A 21,584-nucleotide genomic window follows, 5' to 3' on the forward strand; every position below is an offset into this window, starting at 1 on the left:
AAGACCCCCAATTCAATATTTTATCTGTTTATTTTGTAAATTAGTGGTTCCCCAAAAGCCATTTATCGCGCTTCGATAGTTCAAATGAATTGCTAAGCAAGAGTTTTCACCATCCCGAAAAATTGACATTACTTTTTTAATCGAACTGCATAGAAAATAAATTAAAAAAATATTAGTTAAAGTGTCGCCAAATTCCTTATTTCTAATTAAAAATGGTGTGTTAGCAGAAGTCTATATGCATCTAGAATGAGGCTGAAATATTTTTTTTAATGGACAACAAAATAGTGTCCAACTTAGTCTAATCAATAAAAAATGAAATAAAATGAAAGCAATTAAAATGATTTCGATGTCTTTGCTCATTGGATTATTCCTAATAATGAGTTCAAATGTGTATGCACAAGACCCAATGAAAGCAGGTCCAAAAGTGTATAAAAAAATCCTCCTTGAGAATGATAAAGTGAGGGTTATGTCTGCAGAATTTGCCCCAGGCGCAACAATGCCGTGGCATAGCCATCCGCATCACACCGTGTATGCTTTGACCGGTGGTAAAATTAAAATAACAGAAAAAGGTAAACCTGCAACTAATGCAGATATCAAAGCAGGAGACGTATTATATTTCCCTCCCGTAACCCACATGGCAAAAAACACAGGAACTACAACATTCAAGATTGTGGTGACAGAAATAAAACCTGCCAAGAAAAAATAATCTAATCCTATAAAAACATTAAAAAGCAGCCCTAATAAGGCTGCTTTTTTTTAAATAAAATTATATCACTTAAAAAATTAATTTCCTAAAGACTCTTTTATCATCAATGCACATTTCTCACCATCAATAGCAGCAGATATAATTCCGCCGGCATAACCTGCGCCTTCTCCACAAGGATACAACCCTTTTATTTGAACATGCTCATAAGTCAAAGGATCTCTGGGAATACGCACTGGCGAAGACGTTCTTGATTCTGGTGCATGAAGTACGGCTTCATTTGTTAAATATCCACGCATCGATTTTCCAAATTCAGTGAATCCTTCTCGCAATATTTGCGTTAAAAATCCAGGAAAAACCTGTCCCATTTCAACTGAAGTTGTTCCGGGAACATAAGACGTTTTAGGAATATCCGATGAAACTCTGTTTTGTGTAAAATCAATCATACGCTGTGCAGGAACTTTTTGGCTTTCTCCTGCCAAGTGCCAAGCACGTTGCTCAATGCTTTTTTGGAATTCCATTCCGGCCAAAGCACCAAATTTAGCAAAAGGCTTAAAATCTTCCAGTTGCAATTCGATTACAATTCCGGAATTGGCGGTAGCCTGATCCCTTTTGGATGGCGACCAACCATTAGTAACCACTTCGCCAGGACTTGTAGCACAAGGTGCAATCACGCCACCGGGACACATACAAAAAGAATACATTCCCCTTCCTCCCACTTGTTTCACAATAGAATATGGAGCCGGAGGTAAAAATTCTCCACGATAATCACAACTGTATTGAATACTGTCAATCAAAGATTGAGGATGCTCTGCCCTTACGCCCAAGGCAAAAGGTTTGGCCTCGATAAAAATCTTTTTTCTATCCAATAATTCAAAAATATCACGAGCCGAATGTCCTGTGGCCAAAATAAGTTTATTAGCAAGAATCGTGTCCCCTTTTTGAGTAACGATACCCTGCACTTCATTGTTTTTTATTAAAATATCAGTAAGTCGGGTTTCAAACAAAACTTGTCCGCCACATTCGATGATTTTTTCTCGAATGTCCTGAATGATTTGAGGTAATTTATTGGTGCCAATATGTGGATGCGCCTCAATAAGAATATCGGCTGAAGCTCCAAAAGCGACAAACAATTCCAAAACGCGTGTTACATCACCTCTTTTTTTAGAACGCGTGTATAATTTCCCGTCTGAATAGGTTCCTGCACCACCTTCGCCAAAACAATAATTAGAATCTTCATTTACAAAATGATCCACATTGATGGCTTTCAAATCTCTTCTTCTGCCTCTTACGTCTTTTCCACGCTCAATAACTATAGGCTTCAAACCCAATTCTATCAATTGCAAGGCAGCAAAAAGTCCCGCAGGTCCTGCGCCAACAACGATTACTTCTTGAGCTGTAGCCACATTACCATAATCCGGAAGTTGTATTTTTTGCTCTTGAAAAGGCTCTCCTTTTAAATAGATTAAAACCTTAAGATTGATTTTTATAGCTTTTTGACGGGCATCAATAGATCTTTTTAGGATAGAAACGTGCTGAATTTCATTTACGGAAATCTTAATTTGTTTCGATAAATGATTTTTCAACAACAAATCATTTGCTGCAATTTCTGGAGATACTTGTAATAAGAGTTCTTGAGGCATTTTTTTAGATTATCGATTTTTAGATTATTTGACTTTTAAAAATGTCTAAAATAATCCTGGTACAAAAGTAGTATTTTGTATTGACTTCTTGTTATTGAAAGGAAAATGCATTTTTCAAATTTTCAAATTGCCTAATTTTCGAATTAGACTTTGTAACTTTGCAATTCAAAAATAGTAAAACGATAACTCCTCAACCGATTAAACAATTAAGAATAAAATTAATATTTGATTTTCGAGGAACACTGATTACTGAACACTGATTACTGAACTTTTGTACCTCATAAAAAATGTCTAGACAAATAAAACTAATATGGGATTTTCGTGGTCCGGCAGCTGCAAAAACAGCGGAACATCACGAAATTCATTTAAAAGAATACATCACAATTGAAAAATTACCATTGAATATAACGGGTTTTGAAATTCAAGGTGAAATGCAAGCAATTGCTTTTATGGTAGTAACGGATGAAAACATGATTCAGGTTCGAGATGCTTTGAAACCGCATCGTGGGGAGCTTTTTTAGTTTGCAGTAATCAGTATTAAGATTGCAGAACACTGACCACTGACCACTTTTCTTAATTAGCAACCTCGCTGATGAATTTAATTCGCATCAAGCGCAATTCATCAATATCGTAATCGCCATCAAATTCTTTGAGTGCGTTTTCTATATTATCGGATTCAGATTCCATAAAATATTCATGAATTTCTTCCTGCTGATCATCGTCAAGCATATCATCAATCCAATATTTTATATTCAGTTTAGTTCCTGAATACACAATTTGCTCCATTTCTTTAATCAATGCATCCATATTGATGCCTTTGGCGGAAGCAATATCATCAAGAGATAATTTCCTGTCGATATTTTGGATAATATAAAGTTTATTTACGGAGTTTACTCCTGTAGATTTCACCACTAAATCTTCCGGACGGATGATGTCGTTATCTTGTACATATCGACTGATTAATTCTAAGAATTCCTTTCCGTATTTTTTAGCTTTTCCTTCTCCAACACCATGAATATTAATCAATTCCTCTTGAGAAACAGGATATTTCAAAGCCATATCTTCCAATGATGGATCTTGAAAAACCACAAATGGAGGAACGCCTAATTTCTTAGCCACTTTTTTACGCAAATCACGCAACATACCCATCAATAATTCATCGGCAGTACCAGTAGATTTAGAAGCAGTTACAATGGCTTCATCTTCAGATTCGTTGTATTCATGATCTTCAGACATCATAAAGGATTCCCGGTTTTTAATAAAATCTAATCCTTTTTTGGTGATTTTTACAATGCCATAGGTTTCAATATCTTTCGATAAAAATCCTGCAACAAGAACTTGTCGCAACAAGGCCATCCAATATTTTTCATCATGATCTGAACCACATCCAAAAAAGGACTGTGTATCTGTTCTATGCGCTTTGATTACGGCATTCACACGGCCAATCAAGGTAAAAACAACTTCTTTTGATTTGTATAAATGCTTCGTATCTCGAACCACTTCCAACAGTTTCACAACTTGATCTATGGCTTCGACTTTTGTTTTTGGATTTCGAACATTGTCATCCATATCAGCGCCTTCCCCATTAACATCATCAAATTCTTCACCGAAATAATGAAGCAGAAATCTTCTTCTGGACATAGACGTTTCGGCGTAAGCCACAACTTCCTGCAACAAAGCAAATCCAATTTCTTGTTCTGCCACTGGTTTACCAGACATGAATTTTTCTAACTTCTCTACATCTTTATAGGAGTAATAGGCCAGACAATGGCCTTCTCCACCGTCACGACCTGCGCGACCGGTTTCCTGATAGTAACTTTCCAGTGATTTTGGAATATCGTGATGAATCACAAAACGCACATCCGGTTTGTCAATTCCCATCCCAAAAGCGATGGTTGCCACCACCACATCTACATCTTCCATAAGGAACATATCTTGGTGTTTGGCACGGGTTTTAGCATCCAATCCCGCATGATAAGGCACGGCACTGATTCCGTTTACTTGCAAAACTTCGGCAATAGCCTCTACTTTTTTACGGCTTAAACAGTAAATAATTCCTGATTTGCCTTTATGTTGTTTTATAAAACGAATAATATCGGATTCTATATTTTTAGTTTTAGTACGTACTTCGTAATACAGATTAGGTCTGTTAAATGATGCTTTAAAAGTGGTAGCATCAGACATGTCTAAGTTTTTCAGAATATCTTCCTGTACTTTTGGCGTAGCTGTTGCTGTAAGCCCAATAATAGGAACATCGCCCAATTGCTTGATGATGTGCTTTAAATTCCTATATTCCGGTCTAAAATCATGTCCCCACTCCGAAATACAATGCGCTTCATCGATAGCTACAAAAGATATGGTAACATTTTTCAGAAAGCTCACATATTCTTCCTTTGTTAAAGATTCTGGGGCAACATATAATAACTTCGTCAATCCTGAAGTAATATCTTTTTTTACCTGAGTAATTTCGGTTTTAGTAAGAGAGGAATTTAAAACATGGGCAACGCCATTTTCAGAAGACAAACTTCTGATGGCATCCACTTGATTTTTCATTAAAGCAATAAGGGGCGAGACTACGATAGCAGTTCCCTCTTGAATCAAAGCAGGTAATTGATAACAAAGTGATTTTCCTCCTCCTGTGGGCATTATCACAAATGTATTCTGTTGGTTTAGGATACTTTTTATGACTTGTTCCTGCAACCCCTTAAATTGGCTGAAGCCAAAATATTTCTTTAATTCTTTGTGTATGTCAATTTCGTTTGAATTCATTCTTTATTATGTGGTATTTTGTATAAATTTGCAACACCTAAAGGTACAAATTTCTTTTACACATACAAATTTTAATTATTCTGTTTTGATATCTAAAGAAAATATATTGGCTAGCGCCAAAAAAACTATTTTATCGGAAAGCCAATCTATTGCTAAACTAACTGATTTTCTTGATGAAAACTTCATTGAAGCGACACAAAATATCTATAATTCCAAAGGAAGACTAGTGGTTACAGGGATAGGAAAAAGTGCTATTATTGCCCAAAAAATGGTAGCCACTTTTAATTCTACCGGAACGCCATCGCTATTTCTGCATGCCTCAGAGGCTATTCACGGTGATTTAGGAATGATACAAAATGACGATAGTATCATTTGCATTTCTAAAAGTGGCAACAGTCCTGAGATAAAGGTTTTAGTGCCACTCTTAAAACGTTTTGGAAATACATTGATTGCAATAACTGGAAATACTGCTTCTTTTCTTGCTAAAGGTTCTGATTTTGTTTTGAACACCACTGTAGATGCCGAAGCTTGTCCTAATAACCTTGCTCCAACTAACAGTACTACCGCTCAATTAGTTATGGGAGATGCGCTTGCCATTTGTCTTATGGAAATGCGTGATTTCAAACCGGAAGATTTTGCTGTTTATCATCCCGGAGGCGCATTGGGCAAGAAATTGCTATTACGTGTAAAAGACATGCTAGAACACACCTTAAAACCTATGGTATCGCCTGATGCATCTATAAAAAAGGTAATTTTCGAGATTTCTGAAAAACGTCTTGGTGTAACTGCGGTTGTCGATGAAGATAAAGTTATCGGTATTATTACCGATGGTGATATTCGAAGAATGTTAAACGACAGAGATTCTTTCGTTGATTTGACTGCCAGAGACATTATGACAAAAAACCCAAAATTAATACCATCTACCGCTATGGTTGTAGATGCATTGAACATCTTGGAAGACTTCTCCATCACACAATTAGTTGTGGTTGACAATGGAGAATACAAAGGAGTATTACATTTACACGATATTTTAAAAGAAGGAATAATATAATGGCGAAAAAAAACTTAAACGAAATGTCGTTTTTAGATCATCTTGAAGAATTAAGATGGTTATTGGTTCGAAGCACAATTGCAATATTAATTTTGGCTACCATCACTTTTTTCATCAGTGATTATATTTTTGATGTCATCATTTTTGGCCCCACAAATGCTAATTTTATAACCTATCGCTTTTTTTGCGACCTCTCAAATCAACTGGGCTTTGCCGAAAGTATTTGCGTAACCGAAATGCCTTTCATCATCCAAAACACAAACATGGAAGGACAAATCAACGTTTTGATTTGGACCTGTATAACTGCCGGATTTATTCTTGGTTTTCCATTCATCTTATGGGAAGTTTGGAAATTCATCAGTCCAGCATTATATGATACTGAGAAAAAACATGCGAGACTTTTTATCGTGTCATCCTCATTACTTTTCTTTCTGGGTGTATTGTTTGGCTACTTTGTAATTGTACCTATGTCAGTAAACTTTTTTGCCACTTTCACCATCAGTGAAGTAGTAAAAAACCAGTTTAGCATTGATTCGTATATTGGCTTGGTAAAAACAAGTGTTATTGCTTGTGGATTGTTTTTTGAATTGCCTATAATCATTTATTTCCTGACCAAATTAGGTTTGGTTACACCAGTTTTCTTGAGAAAATATTGGAAATATGCCGTAATCATCATCCTTATTGTCGCAGCAATTGTAACCCCTCCAGATGTGGTGAGTCAAATAATTGTGACCATTCCGATGTTGTTAATCTATGAAGCGAGTATCTTAATTTCAAAAATAGTAGTAAAAAATCAAAAAAAATTAAATGGCTGATATAATCGAAGAATTCAACGAGTACCGTTCTAAAATGAACGAAAAATTATTGGCAGACAATAATAAAATTGTAAAACGAATTTTCAATCTAGACACCAATGCGTATGCGGCGGGAGCATTAGACGTAAAAACTAAAGAGCTTCTGGGATTGGTAGCTTCGGCAGTTTTACGTTGTGATGATTGTGTAAAATACCATTTGGAAACCAGCCATAAAGAAGGTGTAACCAAAGAGGAAATGATGGAAGCGATGGGAATTGCAACGCTTGTTGGCGGCACTATCGTGGTACCTCACTTAAGGAGAGCATACGAATTCTGGGAAGCACTGGAAGAAACTGCTGTGAAATAATTGTTAAGAAGCAAAATCGTTTAATTGTTTATTCGTTTATTTGAACGATTAAACAGTTAAACAATCCAACGATTAAACTAAAAAAATGAAATTAAGAGCCGAAAATCTAATCAAAACCTATAAAGGACGAAGTGTTGTAAAAGGCATTTCGGTAGAAGTAAATCAAGGCGAAATCGTAGGGCTTTTGGGACCTAATGGTGCCGGAAAAACTACGTCTTTTTATATGATTGTAGGATTGGTTAAGCCAAATTCGGGCAATATATTCCTTGATGATTTGAATATTACTGATTATCCAATGTACAAAAGAGCACAACAGGGAATTGGTTATTTAGCTCAGGAAGCTTCTGTTTTTAGAAAATTGAGCATTGAAGATAATATATTAAGCGTACTGCAATTGACAAAACTGTCCAAGGCGGAACAAGAGGCTAAGATGGAAAGTTTAATCGAAGAATTTAGCTTAGAACACATTCGTACGAATCGTGGCGATTTGCTTTCCGGTGGGGAACGCCGTCGTACCGAAATTGCACGTTGTCTTGCCACAGATCCAAAATTCATTTTATTAGATGAGCCATTTGCGGGTGTCGATCCAGTTGCCGTTGAAGACATTCAGAGAATTGTAGCTCAGTTAAAAAATAAAAATATTGGTATTCTTATTACAGACCACAACGTACAGGAAACCTTAGCTATTACGGACAAAACCTATCTTATGTTTGAAGGTGGAATCCTAAAAGCGGGAATGCCAGAAGAATTAGTAGAAGATGAAATGGTACGTCGCGTATATCTTGGACAAAATTTCGAATTGAGAAAGAAAAAATTGGAGTTTTAGAAAAAATGAAATCCATTCGCAAAACGAATGGATTTTTTATATAAATTAAGATGACCGATCACTAAATACTGAACACTGATAACTGATTACTAAAAACTATTCCACTGTGATATACCGCAACTGCTGTAAATCTCCATTGTATATATTTATGTCTACATTACCTTTAATGCCAGGAACTGATGCCTTTTCGGTGAATTGCCAAAACAACCAATCTTCGGCTATTTCTTCTCTGTAAAAGTTATAATTAGCAATCCAAAAAAGATAATCACTGAATTCTTCTTTTAAAAAATCATCATAGTAGCGTTCGCCGGTATAAATGATAGGTTTTACTCCGTAATGTGATTCTACAGCATTTAACCATCTTTTCAAACCTAACTTAAGATTTTCAATAGACTGGTTTTTGGGGAGTTTTTCAATGTCTAAAACAGGTGGTAAATCTCCTTTTTGAAGGGTTACTGTTTTTATAAAAAGTTCGGCTTGCTCCATTGAATTTTCGTTGGGACGATAATAATGATAGGCTCCGCGAATCATTTTATTTTCTTTGGCGCCAAGCCAATTCTTATTAAACTGGCGGTCTTTCCTGTCTTTTCCAACCGTAGCACGGATAAACACAAAATGCAGCGGATATTTATTTTCTAAAGTATCTACATAAGTCCATCGGATTTTTCCTTGATATTCTGAAACATCCAAACCAATACTTTTTCCTTCATGTTTTTCTAAAACCTGATAATTGCGAACATCAGAAATGCGCTTGGCTTCTGTTTCTTCTCTTAGAATTTTATCTGATTTAAAACTAAAATAGTAGGCTAAACCATCTCTATAATGATAGCCAACAGCAACAATCAGCAAAACAAAAAAAGCAACAATAGAATAACGCAAAACCTTCCCGGAGAAAACAGTTGCTTTCTTTTTGGGTTTACGAACTACCGTAGTTTTTCTTCTGACCGTTTTTCTTTTCATCCAAAAAAACTACTTTTTCAGCATTTTATTATTTATTACTGACAACAAAACATAGAAAAGAATGACCAAAGGAATCCCTAAATATTGGAGAAAAATTAACAATAAAAGGGAGCAAATCAAAAACACAATTTGAAGCGCATTATCCTTGAAATTGAACTTCTTGATTTTTAAGGAGAACAAAGGAATTTCAGCGTTCAAGATATAAGCACTCAATACCGTTATTGCTAGTAAAACCCATTGATTTGTCAATATTTCGATAACAAATAAAGAGTCGGTGTATTTTAAAACCAAAGGCAGACTTAAAATAAACAGCGCATTGGCAGGAGTTGGCAAACCAATAAAAGAATCAGTTTGACGGGTATCAATATTAAAATTTGCCAATCGGTAACAAGATCCTAAGGCAATCAAAAACCCTAAATAAGGGAAAATTTGCAAATGATCAACCGCCGCAGTTGACGAATTGTCGATCATCATTTGAGACATCACTAAACCCGGCACAACTCCACTGGTAACCATATCTGCCAAAGAATCCAACTGCAATCCAAGCGGGCTCGATACTTTGAATAATCGAGCAAAAAAACCATCAAAAAAGTCCAGGAATATACCCAAGCAAACAAAATAAAATGCCATTTCAAAATCTTGGTTGAAAGCAAAAACCAAAGCGATACAACCGCAAAAAAGATTTAGTAAAGTAATAATATTGGGGATATGCTTTTTAATAGTCATAGTTATAAAATTTAGTGAACCACAGTTGGCAAATTTAGCATAATAAGTCAAGGAGAAGTACGTTTTTTAATAGAGTTTTTTCAACAGTGATTTCTTGTTTGGATATATTTACCGAAAGGAAGAAATAAGCTCGGTAAAAAATTATATTTTTGATAAAAATTAAACAGACTTTTAGTTTGTAAAAATGACCCCATTGAAAAAAAGCTTCCTATTAGCAGCGGTTTTGGTTAGTACGCTAAATTACAGTCAAGCCGTCAGAAAATACTCGAATGAGTTTATGAATATCGGCGTGGATGCGGCTGCATTAGGCATGTCTAATACTGTTGTGGCTACTACGAGTGATGTAAATTCGGGGTATTGGAATCCTGCAGGACTGATTCATCTGGAAGATCATCAGGTATCCTTAATGCATGCTAATTATTTTGCCAATATAGCCCAATACGATTACTTGGCCTACGCAAGCCCTATAGATGACCGGAGTGCTTGGGGAATTTCATTAATTCGTTTTGGTGTTGATGATATTTTAAACACTACTGAACTCATTGACAGCCAAGGAAATATTGACTACAACAGAATCAGTCTTTTCTCAACGGCCGATTATGGTTTCACTTTTTCTTATGCTCGAAAACTCCCTGTTCCCGGATTTCAATATGGCGTAAACGCAAAAGTTATCCGACGAATCATCGGCAAATTTGCCAATTCTTGGGGCTTTGGTTTTGATGTCGGATTACAATTCGAAAAGAACAACTGGCAATTTGGATTAATGCTTCGGGATATAACCACCACGTATAACGTATGGAATATTGATGAAGATGAATATCAGAAAATTGCCAATTCCATTCCCGGAGAAAACCAGGAATTACCGGAGAGTACTGAGATTACAGCTCCAAAAGCACAATTAGGAATCGCTAAAAAGTTCATCATTCGATACGATTATAGCATTTTGGCTGCTGCCAATATGAATATGCGATTTGCAAAAACGAATGATCTTATCTCGACCGATTTTGTCAGTATCGATCCGGCTTTAGGTCTTGAATTTGGCTATACTGATTTAGTATTTGTACGTGCAGGTGTGGGTAATTTTCAGAATGTACAACAACTGGACAACTCCGAAAAAGTGGGTTTTCAGCCTAATATCGGTTTGGGGTTCAAATACAAAGGCATCCAGATTGATTATGCACTCACTGATTTAGGCGATCAAAGTACAGCTTTGTATTCCAATATTTTTTCAGTTAAAGTAGATTTGGGAATGTTTAGAAATTAATTTAAAAACAACAATACCACAACAAATGGATATAGCTTCTTTAAAAAAAATAGTTCTTTTCATACTCTTGTTTTCAACTGCAAACTATAGTTTCGGACAAAGCATCCAATTATCAAAAAACACACAAGTCAGCGTACTTACTTGCGGAACGGGGAATGAATCCTATTCTCTTTTTGGACACACTGCAATTCGAGTACACGATACGGTCAACGGAATTGATGTGGTATACAATTATGGGGCATTTGATTTTAATACACCAAATTTCGTCATGAAATTCATAAAAGGGGACTTACAATATTTCGCCGTAGCGGACTCTTATCCTGATTTCATCAATCAATATCAATATGAAAAAAGGTCTGTTTATGAGCAGGAATTAAACATTCCTTCATCCTTGAAACAAAAACTATTTGACAATCTGAACACTTCATTGGCCTCAGGCGAAAGTCATTACACATACAAGTTTATTGATAAAAACTGCACATCGATGGTTGTTGACATCATCAATAAAACATTAGACACCACCGCAATTGTAAAAAACGCAGATACCGACATCACTTACAGAACGATCCTTTATCCGTATTTTGATAATCACTTTTACGAAAAATTAGGGACAAGCATCATCTTTGGTAAAAAAGTAGATGGTTTGGGAACGCAACTATTTTTGCCTTTTGAACTGCAAAAAAGCCTGAAGAAAGTTACTTTTCAGAATCATCCGCTGGCGCAAGAAAACAAGACACTACTAGAATTCGAGAATGAAGTTCCTGACTCTTGGTGGAATAACATCTATACCTATATTCTTTTTCTTGGGTTTATGGTACTGATAAATAAGAAAAGTATCGATTTATTTTACCTCATCCTGATAGCGGTAATGGGTATGTTTTTTACGTTTGTCGGATTTTATTCGTCGCATCTGGAATTAGGATACAACTATAATATTTTACTTTTCAATCCAACTTTAGTAGGGTTGCTTTATTTTTATTGGACAAAAAACAAAAAAGGAATTTACAATCTGGCATTATTTAATATCCTGTCGTTAGGAATCTATTTCTTTGTAGTAATCAACAAAGCTCATTTTTTACTGGTATTACCATTAATAATTACCAACGGAATTATTTTGGTCAGAATGGCAATGCAGAATAAAAAACGGATTCCAATTATCATTTAATTTTTTTAAATAATAATAATAATAATAATAATAATAATAATAATAATACTATTGCCCCCTATAAAATAAAACGGTGGTAATTGTTTTAAAAGCAATGTTTAAATCCAGAAAAATACTTCTGTGTTTGATATAATACAAGTCGTATTGAAGCTTTATCAAACTGTCATCAATTGTTGCACCATAAGCATAGTTTACTTGCGCCCATCCAGTAAGACCCGGCTTTATAATATGTCTTGTTTCATAGAAAGGCATAACTTCAGCGATTTCCTTTACAAAAAAAGGACGTTCCGGACGAGGACCAATAACGGCCATGTCCCCTTTTAGAATATTTATAAATTGCGGAAATTCATCAATCCTGGTTTTTCGTAGAAATTTACCAAAAACGGTAACTCGAGAATCATTTGTAGTGGTAAAAACAGCCCCGTTAGATTCGGCATTACTGACCATGGTCCTGAATTTTAAAATTTCAAATACCACGCCATCTTTACCAACACGTTCTTGGGTATAAAACAACTTTCCTCTGTTTCCTATTGCATTTCCTATCAATATAAATGGAAATAGCACAAGACCTATGGATAATCCAAGTACCGAAGCACTAATTTCAAAAATTCGGGCTCCAATCAAATATAATTTATTGTGATTGCTTCTGCTAAAAGGAAAAAAGCGATAAAAATCTCTGGACATATAATGCACTGGAATACGCTGTGTTTTACTTTCATATACCTGCGTATATTCTCGAATTATAGCTCCGGACTCCAGCAAATGAAGTAATTGCTGATACAACTCGGCCGTAATTCCATCTGTTTTTTGGGAAGCAATTACAATCTCGGATATAGAGTTTTGTTTTACAAAAGAAAATAACGAATCTCGCTTTATATTTTTAACGTAGGGGTATTCAACTAGTTCATCTTCGGCAGCATCGGCATTCACAAATGCAATTATTTTATAATGGGGATCGATATGCTCTAATCCGGATATCAACTCTTCTACCTGCTCTTTATCACAGATTAAAACTGCATTTTGTAAAAATCGATTAGAGGCTAAAAACGAAACATAAAACATTCGCCATAAAAACAAAGCCAAAAACACAACCACATAAAACAATACAATCTGAATTCTTTTCGAAGGAAGCTCCGGAGAATAAATCGGCGTTAACAAGTACACTAAAACGGTCGTTGAAACGGTTAGAATAGAACTCTTTAGTACCTGAAATTGATTACTGGCAACCTGAAGATTATACATTTCGAAAATAGTTCCAAAAAGATTGATATAAACACCCAGAATTAGCATCCAATACAAATTATTCGTTGACACAATAAAATAATCAAAATCAAATATATTTCCAATAAAAAATAAAGAACCAAAAACAAAAAACACATCAAAAATACGAAGAATCATCTTTCGCTCTGATATTTCAAAATGTATTTTATCGACTGAAAGCATGAGTGGTATTTACGTTTAGGACTGCAATTTAATGCTTTTGCTTCGAAGTAAATTTAAGAAATGTTAATTTTTTTAACAAAATTTTAATAAAGAGTAAGTTAATACAAGACTATTTCAAATAAGGCTCATAAATAAAGCGACAGAAGTGTTTTTCAAGTACTAAAATGGATTAGGGCTATACTTCAATTAATAATAATAATAATAATTAGTCCTCTTTCTTTCTTGTGGGTAATCCCAACTGCACATTCAATAAAGACAATGAATACACAAAGGCAGGTGCCGCAGTACGCATGGCAGCATGATTAATCGTTAAAAACCAAAAAGCAACAAAACACAACAAAAACATATTAAACTTGTTTTCTAAATACAAAACCAAAGGGGTAAAAAACAGAATCAATAAAGCCAAAATTCCTAAAGACCCATGTTCGGCTAGTGTTCTGGTAATCTCATCATGGGACAAAACAGTTACTCCCGTTTCATTTTTTCTGATTTCTGCCCCTTTACCGACACCTGCACCAAAAATGGGGTTCTTCAGAAAGGTATTTATCTCATCTTGAGCCACGTCTTCTCTCCCTGTAAATTGACTTTCTTTGACTCTTCCTGAGGCATCCTGATTCGCATATCTTTTATTGATAAGACCTCCCGTCTGAAATGAAGTATACGTCCAAGTGGCAAAAATGACCAATCCCAGCAATACAATAATATAATTCAATTTTACCCTCCCGCCAAAATTCGATTTAAAATACAAGAATAGTAGTAATAAAACGATCATCAAAAACCCAGTGATTATTCCACCACGGGAAAAAGTAAGCATCCCGCGATAGGTTATATTCAAAGCAATAATAAGATTAATGGCAATTTGAAATTTTGTTTTAGAATCCAATATAACTCTCGAGAAAAAAATAAACATACCCAATCCTAAAACGGTTGCCACCTGATTAGGGCCATAACCACCTGAAGTTTCAAAATTAGATTGTGTACTGGTAACAACATCACGTACATTGGGGGTATACAGGGTTAGATATACCATACAGCTTAGGATTGGTAACCCCATACTGAGCAAGATTTGATTCATGTCTGCTAATGAAATCTTACGCCTAAAAGTGTACAAAGAGGCCAGTCCAAGACAAACAGGGCCTGAAATATTAAAAGCTATGGTTGTTCTGATATTGGTATCAAAATCCAACACAAAAGTCGAAATAACGATACTGGGCACCAATAAGAGTAAAAAAATCCAATAGGGGGCTGCTCCTTTAGAAAAGCCACTGTAATACATTCCTAGCAAAATAAAGACCATAACACCGTACTTCGAAATCTCATACAAAGGATTTCCGCCGGTCATTCGCAAAAAAACTTCACTCCCCACCACATAAGCAGCTACTACAAGTGCTTCATTATTGCGGTTTTGACTTTTAATGATGTAATACAACCCAAAAATAAAAATAGAATACCCATAAATTTTAGTAGTGAATGGCAAAACAAATCCCAATGCACCAATTACTAAATGGAGAAGAATTAAATAAAGATAAAATTGATCCTCTTTTTTCATTTGTGACTATTTTTCAACCAATTTAAATACTGTTGGATAACGACTTCTTCCGAATGAGCATCCTGTATTTTGTTATAAAGAGCAATGCCAAACTCCGTCTGTAGCGCATCATTTTCTATCAATTTAACTAGTGCTTCATAAAACATTTGTTTTTGTTTAGAGGGCACTAGAAAACCATTTTTACCGTTTTGAACCAAAGATGCTATTTCACCTACATGGGTCACTACAACAGGCTTTTTATTCCAGCCATACTCTAACAATGCCACCGGCAACCCTTCAGATTGTGAAGTTAAAACGGCAATCGTCGATTGGCGTAATATATTTATTACATCTTCTTTGCTGCCGTAAAGAAACACATTTTTTTCTAAATGATACGTGACAATCAAATCCTTAATTTGTTGGGAATATCCATCCTGAAAATCTTTCCCAACCAAATGAAAAGTCCAATCAGAATGCGATTTTTGTAGCTTTATAGCTATTTCTAATAATAAAAAATGATCTTTCTGTGCTCTCAAATTAGCCAAACACACAATACGTTTTCCATCGATTCCATGCAAAACGGTTTGCTCTAAAACCATAGTGTCATCAGAGGGAAAATTAGGAAGATAAAGCACTTTTTTAAATCCCAATTGTTGTTCTGCCCATAATTTTAGTTTTTGATTGACGACAATTATACCACTAAAAAAAGGAAGTGTCATTTGTAAAGTACGAATAGGTCTTTTGGACAAAAATTCACTGTCACCATAATGATCATGCCAAAGTAAGCGAAGGGAGGGGCATAGTAATTTCAAAAGGAAAACCAGAAAAAAAGAAGTGCTGTGCGCATGAACAACGGTCACTTTATGCTGTACTACATAACTTCGCAATCGAAACACAGCCTTAAAATCCAACGAGCGCTTCTTGTTTAAAAACAAATAAGAAACTTCATCCTTCAATTGCCCTTTCAAACTACCCTCTTTTCGAGTAGCTACCAGTCCCGAAAAAGAAATCTTAGCAGTCAAAGCATTAGCATAGCTTACAGCCATACGTTCTGCTCCACCCGCCTCAAGAGAATCTATAATTTGAATGATCCGCATTTTTTACTTTTATTTTATTCTTAATTTGTTATTCTTTAAACCAGTAATCTTACATCTTACTTCCTGCACCTCTCATCTTACATCTAAAAACAACAACTCCTCTATTCCTTCCTCAAAAACATCCAAAGTATACCTTCTGGACCAATCCGAAGCTTTTGTTCGCATACCCTCAAAACCAGCTTCACTCCTGATAACAGTCAGTATTTGAGCAACATCCTCCTCCAAATTCAATGTCAACAAAACCCCGCGTTGTCCATAATCCAACATAAATGGAACACAAGAAACAGCAGTAGCTACTGGAATACATCCCCAAAACATCCCTTCAGCCACCACTTTGGGCCAACCTTCACTTGCAGAAGGCAGAACTACAAAATGACTATTTTGATACGCTGTTTTAACCGTTTCGAGAGGCTGATTTCCTTTCAAATGAACATACGATTCCAATTGATTGTTTTTAATATAAGTCTCCAAGACTAATTTCTCACTCCCTTCGCCGTACAAATGCAAACTAACGGCAACTCCTCGTTGACACAAACGCTCTACTAATTGAATGGCATACAAGGGATTTTTACCCAAAACCAAAGCTCCGGCAAACACAAAATGAATGGTATTAAAACTATCCAAACGCAACAAGGGAACTTTATCTGATTCAGTATACGTAGCTGTAAAAAAAGGTTTTATATTTTCAGAACTATCTTCCCATTCTCCATATACCAAAACCTGCATCTTTCGGGTTAAAAAAGCAGTACTCAAAATCCATCGCTGCAATTGGTAGGCCCAAGGTTGTTTGGATTTTGAATCCCAATTTCCGGCATATTTGGCTGTTTTAGGAGTATTAGGAAACAAAATCTGAATAAAACAGCCCAATAACCCGACATTACCTGGGCATCGTAAATGAATGTGATCAGCGTTTCGCATCGCTAAAAAAATACGCCAAGAGATACTTGGTATTTTTAAAACAGAAAGAAATATATTTTTTAAATCCAATACATCAAAAGAATCAATCGGTATAAATTGAATGCGATCATGTTCATACGAATCATCTATCGACGAAATTAATTCCGAAACCTGAGGAGCTACTATAATTAATTCAGATACATACTTGGACCAGACATTCATTTCACGAACATAAGGAGCATAAGCATAGTAACTATCTTTTGTGACTATATGAGGAACATGGGTGATTACAGCAAATTTCATAAAAACTTTTTAATGATATCAAATATATTATTAATTAACCCGTATTAATATGAAAATTCAAATAATCAAAACTCATATATTAGAAACAAGTATACTTAGTATTTGATATTATTCTTTCACTTGACTCTTCAAATCACAATAAGTATTAATGGTAAAAGCAAACAAAAAAACTAACACTGGCCTCATTGGGAACATATAACGCTGTTCCGAATGAAAAACAAATACATAAAGCAGTGACCAGAACCATAGAAAAAGAAATGGTATTAAAAGTCTATAAGTTCTAATCTTAATTAATAAAAAAACACCAAAAATGGAAGAGAAAATCAAAACATAATTAATACTGTTAATATAAAAATGAATGCCATATTTAATCCAATTACTCTTATTAGATTTCATTAATGGTGAAATAATAAAACTCTGGGACTGAAAAAACTTCAAACTATATTGTCGTAATGTTAATAACGGATGAGTCAGAATATCATCCGCTACCCAATCAATATAATATGCTGTTTTATCAAGTTTTTGGAGTTCACAAATTGAATCTAACTCTCTTCTTTTTAACAAATTATTAAGATAGTCAGACGAAACAAATTCATCTTGACCATGTTGTGGTAACCAATTAAATGGCTCGTCCCGCAATTCAAATCGAGACCAAAGGAGCTGCTTTCGAAAAATTTCTTTCTTAAAATCGCCGTCAGTTGCACTTAATCTTCTTTCTGCGGATGTTAAAAACAAAAGAATCCCAAACAGAGTAATGATAAAAACAACCTTATACTTATTTTCTAATTTTAAAATCAAAAAATAAACTAAAAATAGAAATACAAAAGGGAACAAATTAGGCCTAAAACCTATAAGCATGCCTATCGAAAAAGCCAATAAAATAAAATCTGCAAAAAAATATGATTTACCGATAGTAATTTTTACCCAAAAATAAACAAATAAACAAACTGCAAAAAAAGAACCTGTTTCTGCCAAAATTCCAAAACCATAATAAACATGTATGGGAAATAAATTTAAAACTAAAACAGTCCAAAACTTTGATTTAGTTGAAAAGTTCATCAAATCTAACGACTTGAATAAATAGTGAATCGACAAACATAGAATAACTGAATTAAAAACGACACCAAATAAATAATAGACCTCATCATTATGAAAAACATAAGCTAAGGAATAAGGAACAATATAGTAAAATAACGTAAATAAACCCTTATCAAGTCTAACACTGCCTTGAAAACCATTCAATATGAAATCTATCAATTGAATAGTCCCTTCATGATATTCTCCATCTCCAAAAGGCTTTGGTTTAAAAGGTAAAAAATAGAACACAAAACACACCAAAGCCGTAATAGCAACTGAGTATTTGGTTATAAAATTAAATATTCGTTTCATCTCTTATAAATTCATCTTTAATAATATAAAGAGGTCTTTTTCTAGTCTCATCATAAGTACGCCAGACATATTCTCCAATAATACCAAGCATTAACATAATTAATCCTCCAATAATTAAAATAAGAATCATTATAGGTGCCCAACCATCAAAAGGTGTATTATTTATGAATCTATTGTAAGCAATTACGATGGCATAAATAAATCCAATAAAAGAGAAACTAATACCCAATAAAGACATGACACGTATCGGTGCATAGGATGTATTGAGTAATCCATCAATAAAGTATTTTAATTTTTTCGACAAAGTCCATTGCGACTTACCAAATGGTCTTTTCATTCTGGAATATGGAATGAATGCGGTACTAAATCCCAACCACAAAATATCTCCTTGAAAAAACCGGTTTCGTTCATCTATTTGATTCAAAACCTGCAATGCTTTCTGACCAATAAGCATAAAATCAAAACCCCCTTTTGGCATTTTAGGATTAACATAGCGCATCAACCTGTAAAAAACGACAGATGCTTTATTCGCTATAAAACTATCTTCTCGATCAACTCTATGACCAATTACGATTTCGTTACCTGCTTTCCATTTTGCAATCATTTCCTCAATCAACTCAATAGGCTCTTGTAAATCGGCAGACATAATAACCACAGCTTCACCTGAAACTACTTTTAATCCAGCAATGATAGCGGGTACTTGTCCAAAATTTCTTGAAAAAGAAATTACCTTTACACGAAAATCTTTATGATGTAACGGGAGTAATTCTTCCATCGAACTGTCATCAGAACCATCATTTACGAAGATAAATTCATGATCGTATTGCAATTGTAATAGTAAAGTCATTAACTTTTCATATGTAGGTACTATAGAACCTGCATTTCTAAAAACCGGGATTACAAAAGAGAGTTTCATAAATAATTTTCATTTAAAGGTTTTAATTCCTTTATTACTTTCGCAGGAATACCTGCTACGACAGTATTATCTGGCACATCTTTCGTTACCACAGCACCTGCACCAACAACAACATTTTTACCAATAATTACATTAGGCATAATAGTGGCATTAGCTCCTATCTGAGAAAAAGAACCAACTTTACAGTTCCCTAAAAGAACAGCAGCGGGCGAAATTTCTACAAATTGTCCTATTGCACAATCATGTGTTATTATAGCATTACAATACACCAAACATCCTATTCCTAAACTAATGCTATTTGAAAAAACAGAATTCATAAGAATATTAGAACCAGTTCCTATTTTGACATCATACGAACTTATTAATGCAAGTGGACTTATACTCGAACAAAAAACTCCGCCAATTTTTATAAATTTCTTGTATAATTTATATCTCAAAATTGGACTACCAATTCCTATCGTAAATTCACTTCCAAATCTTTCAAAATGATCGACAACCTCTTTTTCATTTTTGAGAATAGGAAAAGAATCGTATAAATAATCTCCTATTTCCGTGTTGACATCATCATAAAAAACCAAATTTTCTGTCTTTTTTAATTGCACAAAAACTTCTAATACTTCTTTTGCAAACCCTTTAGCTCCTATAATTAACATAGTACTTCATTTATTAACGTACAAATAAGTGACAATTCATTTTCTTCTAAACCTACATAGAGAGGAAGACACATGATCCTTGAAGCAATACTTTCGGAAATTGGCATAGCATTTCCTGACACATAATCTACTGTATTTAAGGACGGATAAAAATACCTTCTTGGAAAAATGTTTCTGTCATTCAATGCTTTTTGAATGCGTAATAAATCGGCTTCTCTCTCAGCAATAATAGGATAATAACTATAATTCCATTCCGAATTTTCACGAAGCTTCATTTTTTGTAAATGAGTGAAATTCAAGCACGATTCATAATAATTAACTACTCTTTTCCTTTCTGCGATAATATGCCCTATATAAGGCAAAACGGATAATCCCATAGCGGCTTGCAATTCTGAAATTTTTCCATTTATACCAAGTCCATGAAATGCCAAAGGACCATTATGTCCAAAATTATGGCTATAAAAAATTTGCTGCATTAAGGTTTTATCAGTGCAAAATACGGCCCCTCCTTCACCGGTATGAAAAAGCTTAGTAGCATGAAAGCTACAAGTACTTACGTCCCCATAATTAAAAATAGATTTTCCATTGTAAGATACGCCGAAGCAGTGAGCAGCATCATAAATAACCTTCAGATTATATTTCTGGGCTATTTCAGCTATTTTCTCAATATGGCAAGGATTCCCAAAAACGTGAGTTGCTAAAATCGCTGTTGTTTTTGAAGTGATGGCTGCTTCAATTTTAGTTTCGTCTATAGTTAAATAATCGGGTTGAATATCAACAAAAACAGGTTGACAATTTTCCCAGACTATAGATGCTGTTGTAGCAATGTAACTAAAGGGGGTTGTAATAATTTCACCTTTTTGGCCTAAAATTTTTAATGCTATCTGAATCGGAATAGTTCCATTGTTCATAATAAGAATACTGTCAGTTTTCAAAAAAAATTTTAATTTTTCTTCTAATTCCAAAACCAAATTCCCACGATTCGTAAGCCATTGATTTTCCCATATTCTACTCAAATAAGAATTATATTCTTCAATAGGAGGAAAAAAAGATTGTGTTACATTAATCATAAAAAAGGAATTATTCAATT

20 protein-coding genes are annotated in these 21,584 nt (G+C 34.5%); 8 read left to right on the top strand and 12 right to left on the bottom strand.

Annotated features, from left to right (window positions below):
* Positions 1-322: 322 nt before the first annotated feature.
* A complete protein-coding gene (locus CLV00_RS00430) occupies positions 323-706 on the top strand; it encodes a cupin domain-containing protein (protein ID WP_099713336.1) in 384 nt (127 codons plus the stop codon).
* A gap of 77 nt (positions 707-783) precedes the next feature.
* On the opposite strand, the gene CLV00_RS00435 is transcribed toward CLV00_RS00430, so the two are convergent.
* Positions 784-2,346: an NAD(P)/FAD-dependent oxidoreductase gene (locus CLV00_RS00435; RefSeq protein ID WP_099713337.1), complete on the bottom strand. Its 1,563-nt coding sequence runs from the start codon at positions 2,344-2,346 to the stop codon at positions 784-786.
* Positions 2,347-2,633: 287 nt separating this feature from the next.
* Here CLV00_RS00435 and CLV00_RS00440 point away from each other — a divergent pair, with 287 nt between their 5' ends.
* Positions 2,634-2,867, top strand: coding sequence for a hypothetical protein (locus CLV00_RS00440; RefSeq protein ID WP_099713338.1), 234 nt, complete (start codon positions 2,634-2,636; stop codon positions 2,865-2,867).
* A gap of 52 nt (positions 2,868-2,919) precedes the next feature.
* On the opposite strand, the gene recQ is transcribed toward CLV00_RS00440, so the two are convergent.
* Positions 2,920-5,115: a DNA helicase RecQ gene (recQ, locus tag CLV00_RS00445; RefSeq protein ID WP_099713339.1), complete on the bottom strand. Its 2,196-nt coding sequence runs from the start codon at positions 5,113-5,115 to the stop codon at positions 2,920-2,922.
* Between the two features lie 85 nt (positions 5,116-5,200).
* On the opposite strand from recQ, the gene CLV00_RS00450 reads away from it, so the two are divergent.
* The 4 genes from CLV00_RS00450 (at position 5,201) to lptB (ending at position 8,153) form a co-directional block, all read left to right on the top strand.
* Entirely contained in the window at positions 5,201-6,166 is a 966-nt protein-coding gene (locus CLV00_RS00450; RefSeq protein WP_199074736.1) for an SIS domain-containing protein, read from the top strand.
* Positions 6,166-6,981, top strand: a complete 816-nt coding sequence (tatC, locus tag CLV00_RS00455; protein WP_099713340.1) for a twin-arginine translocase subunit TatC — start codon at positions 6,166-6,168, stop codon at positions 6,979-6,981. Before CLV00_RS00450 ends, tatC begins: the two co-directional genes overlap by 1 nt.
* A complete protein-coding gene (locus tag CLV00_RS00460) occupies positions 6,974-7,327 on the top strand; it encodes a carboxymuconolactone decarboxylase family protein (protein ID WP_099713341.1) in 354 nt (117 codons plus the stop codon). Before tatC ends, CLV00_RS00460 begins: the two co-directional genes overlap by 8 nt.
* Before the next feature lie 85 nt (positions 7,328-7,412).
* Complete coding sequence (lptB, locus tag CLV00_RS00465) at positions 7,413-8,153, top strand: LPS export ABC transporter ATP-binding protein (protein WP_099713342.1); 741 nt, start codon at positions 7,413-7,415, stop codon at positions 8,151-8,153.
* A 96-nt stretch (positions 8,154-8,249) separates the two neighbouring features.
* On the opposite strand, the gene CLV00_RS00470 is transcribed toward lptB, so the two are convergent.
* The gene (locus CLV00_RS00470) at positions 8,250-9,113 is read right to left on the bottom strand and encodes a glycoside hydrolase family 25 protein (RefSeq protein ID WP_099713343.1); all 864 of its coding nucleotides are present in this window, start codon (positions 9,111-9,113) and stop codon (positions 8,250-8,252) included.
* A 9-nt stretch (positions 9,114-9,122) separates the two neighbouring features.
* Complete coding sequence (locus CLV00_RS00475) at positions 9,123-9,839, bottom strand: phosphatidylcholine/phosphatidylserine synthase (RefSeq protein WP_099713344.1); 717 nt, start codon at positions 9,837-9,839, stop codon at positions 9,123-9,125.
* 277 nt (positions 9,840-10,116) lie between these two features.
* Between CLV00_RS00475 and CLV00_RS00480 the strand changes: the two genes are divergently transcribed.
* Together CLV00_RS00480 and CLV00_RS00485 are read left to right on the top strand one after the other, a co-directional pair.
* Positions 10,117-11,103, top strand: a complete 987-nt coding sequence (locus tag CLV00_RS00480) for a PorV/PorQ family protein (protein ID WP_099716165.1) — start codon at positions 10,117-10,119, stop codon at positions 11,101-11,103.
* A 25-nt stretch (positions 11,104-11,128) separates the two neighbouring features.
* A complete protein-coding gene (locus CLV00_RS00485) occupies positions 11,129-12,268 on the top strand; it encodes a DUF4105 domain-containing protein (RefSeq protein WP_099713345.1) in 1,140 nt (379 codons plus the stop codon).
* A gap of 48 nt (positions 12,269-12,316) precedes the next feature.
* Here the strand turns inward: CLV00_RS00485 and CLV00_RS00490 are convergent, their stop codons facing one another.
* The 8 genes from CLV00_RS00490 to CLV00_RS00525 all read right to left on the bottom strand — a co-directional run bounded on the left by CLV00_RS00490 (position 12,317) and on the right by CLV00_RS00525 (position 21,564).
* Positions 12,317-13,711: an exopolysaccharide biosynthesis polyprenyl glycosylphosphotransferase gene (locus CLV00_RS00490; protein ID WP_099713346.1), complete on the bottom strand. Its 1,395-nt coding sequence runs from the start codon at positions 13,709-13,711 to the stop codon at positions 12,317-12,319.
* A gap of 205 nt (positions 13,712-13,916) precedes the next feature.
* A complete protein-coding gene (locus tag CLV00_RS00495; RefSeq protein WP_099713347.1) occupies positions 13,917-15,260 on the bottom strand; it encodes an O-antigen ligase in 1,344 nt (447 codons plus the stop codon).
* Positions 15,257-16,336: a glycosyltransferase family 4 protein gene (locus tag CLV00_RS00500; RefSeq protein WP_099713348.1), complete on the bottom strand. Its 1,080-nt coding sequence runs from the start codon at positions 16,334-16,336 to the stop codon at positions 15,257-15,259. The genes CLV00_RS00495 and CLV00_RS00500 overlap by 4 nt, the downstream gene beginning before the upstream one ends.
* A 72-nt stretch (positions 16,337-16,408) precedes the next feature.
* Positions 16,409-17,536 (bottom strand): glycosyltransferase family 4 protein, encoded by a 1,128-nt coding sequence (locus CLV00_RS00505; protein ID WP_099713349.1) that lies wholly within the window; start codon positions 17,534-17,536, stop codon positions 16,409-16,411.
* 108 nt (positions 17,537-17,644) lie between these two features.
* On the bottom strand, positions 17,645-18,925 hold the full coding sequence (locus tag CLV00_RS00510; protein ID WP_099713350.1) for a hypothetical protein: 1,281 nt from the start codon (positions 18,923-18,925) through the stop codon (positions 17,645-17,647).
* Positions 18,909-19,841 carry a glycosyltransferase family 2 protein gene (locus tag CLV00_RS00515; RefSeq protein WP_099713351.1) on the bottom strand — a complete coding sequence of 311 codons (933 nt, stop codon included), beginning with the start codon at positions 19,839-19,841 and terminating at the stop codon, positions 18,909-18,911. Before CLV00_RS00515 ends, CLV00_RS00510 begins: the two co-directional genes overlap by 17 nt.
* Positions 19,838-20,494 carry an acetyltransferase gene (locus CLV00_RS00520; RefSeq protein WP_099713352.1) on the bottom strand — a complete coding sequence of 219 codons (657 nt, stop codon included), beginning with the start codon at positions 20,492-20,494 and terminating at the stop codon, positions 19,838-19,840. Before CLV00_RS00520 ends, CLV00_RS00515 begins: the two co-directional genes overlap by 4 nt.
* On the bottom strand, positions 20,488-21,564 hold the full coding sequence (locus CLV00_RS00525; protein ID WP_099713353.1) for a DegT/DnrJ/EryC1/StrS aminotransferase family protein: 1,077 nt from the start codon (positions 21,562-21,564) through the stop codon (positions 20,488-20,490). The genes CLV00_RS00520 and CLV00_RS00525 overlap by 7 nt, the downstream gene beginning before the upstream one ends.
* Between the last annotated feature and the right edge of the window lie 20 nt (positions 21,565-21,584).

The organism is Flavobacterium sp. 11, assembly GCF_002754315.1.
Taxonomy (GTDB): Bacteria; Bacteroidota; Bacteroidia; order Flavobacteriales; family Flavobacteriaceae; genus Flavobacterium; species Flavobacterium algoritolerans.

Bases quoted from the DNA above. Each gene is read 5' to 3' on its own strand.
- CLV00_RS00430 (WP_099713336.1), top strand. From the start codon at position 323: ATGAAAGCAATTAAAATGATTTCGATGTCTTTGCTCATTGGATTATTC.
- CLV00_RS00435 (WP_099713337.1), bottom strand. From the start codon at position 2,346: ATGCCTCAAGAACTCTTATTACAAGTATCTCCAGAAATTGCAGCAAAT.
- CLV00_RS00440 (WP_099713338.1), top strand. From the start codon at position 2,634: ATGTCTAGACAAATAAAACTAATATGGGATTTTCGTGGTCCGGCAGCT.
- recQ (WP_099713339.1), bottom strand. From the start codon at position 5,115: ATGAATTCAAACGAAATTGACATACACAAAGAATTAAAGAAATATTTT.
- tatC (WP_099713340.1), top strand. From the start codon at position 6,166: ATGGCGAAAAAAAACTTAAACGAAATGTCGTTTTTAGATCATCTTGAA.
- CLV00_RS00460 (WP_099713341.1), top strand. From the start codon at position 6,974: ATGGCTGATATAATCGAAGAATTCAACGAGTACCGTTCTAAAATGAAC.
- lptB (WP_099713342.1), top strand. From the start codon at position 7,413: ATGAAATTAAGAGCCGAAAATCTAATCAAAACCTATAAAGGACGAAGT.
- CLV00_RS00470 (WP_099713343.1), bottom strand. From the start codon at position 9,113: ATGAAAAGAAAAACGGTCAGAAGAAAAACTACGGTAGTTCGTAAACCC.
- CLV00_RS00475 (WP_099713344.1), bottom strand. From the start codon at position 9,839: ATGACTATTAAAAAGCATATCCCCAATATTATTACTTTACTAAATCTT.
- CLV00_RS00480 (WP_099716165.1), top strand. From the start codon at position 10,117: ATGAATATCGGCGTGGATGCGGCTGCATTAGGCATGTCTAATACTGTT.
- CLV00_RS00485 (WP_099713345.1), top strand. From the start codon at position 11,129: ATGGATATAGCTTCTTTAAAAAAAATAGTTCTTTTCATACTCTTGTTT.
- CLV00_RS00490 (WP_099713346.1), bottom strand. From the start codon at position 13,711: ATGCTTTCAGTCGATAAAATACATTTTGAAATATCAGAGCGAAAGATG.
- CLV00_RS00495 (WP_099713347.1), bottom strand. From the start codon at position 15,260: ATGAAAAAAGAGGATCAATTTTATCTTTATTTAATTCTTCTCCATTTA.
- CLV00_RS00500 (WP_099713348.1), bottom strand. From the start codon at position 16,336: ATGCGGATCATTCAAATTATAGATTCTCTTGAGGCGGGTGGAGCAGAA.
- CLV00_RS00505 (WP_099713349.1), bottom strand. From the start codon at position 17,536: ATGAAATTTGCTGTAATCACCCATGTTCCTCATATAGTCACAAAAGAT.
- CLV00_RS00510 (WP_099713350.1), bottom strand. From the start codon at position 18,925: ATGAAACGAATATTTAATTTTATAACCAAATACTCAGTTGCTATTACG.
- CLV00_RS00515 (WP_099713351.1), bottom strand. From the start codon at position 19,841: ATGAAACTCTCTTTTGTAATCCCGGTTTTTAGAAATGCAGGTTCTATA.
- CLV00_RS00520 (WP_099713352.1), bottom strand. From the start codon at position 20,494: ATGTTAATTATAGGAGCTAAAGGGTTTGCAAAAGAAGTATTAGAAGTT.
- CLV00_RS00525 (WP_099713353.1), bottom strand. From the start codon at position 21,564: ATGATTAATGTAACACAATCTTTTTTTCCTCCTATTGAAGAATATAAT.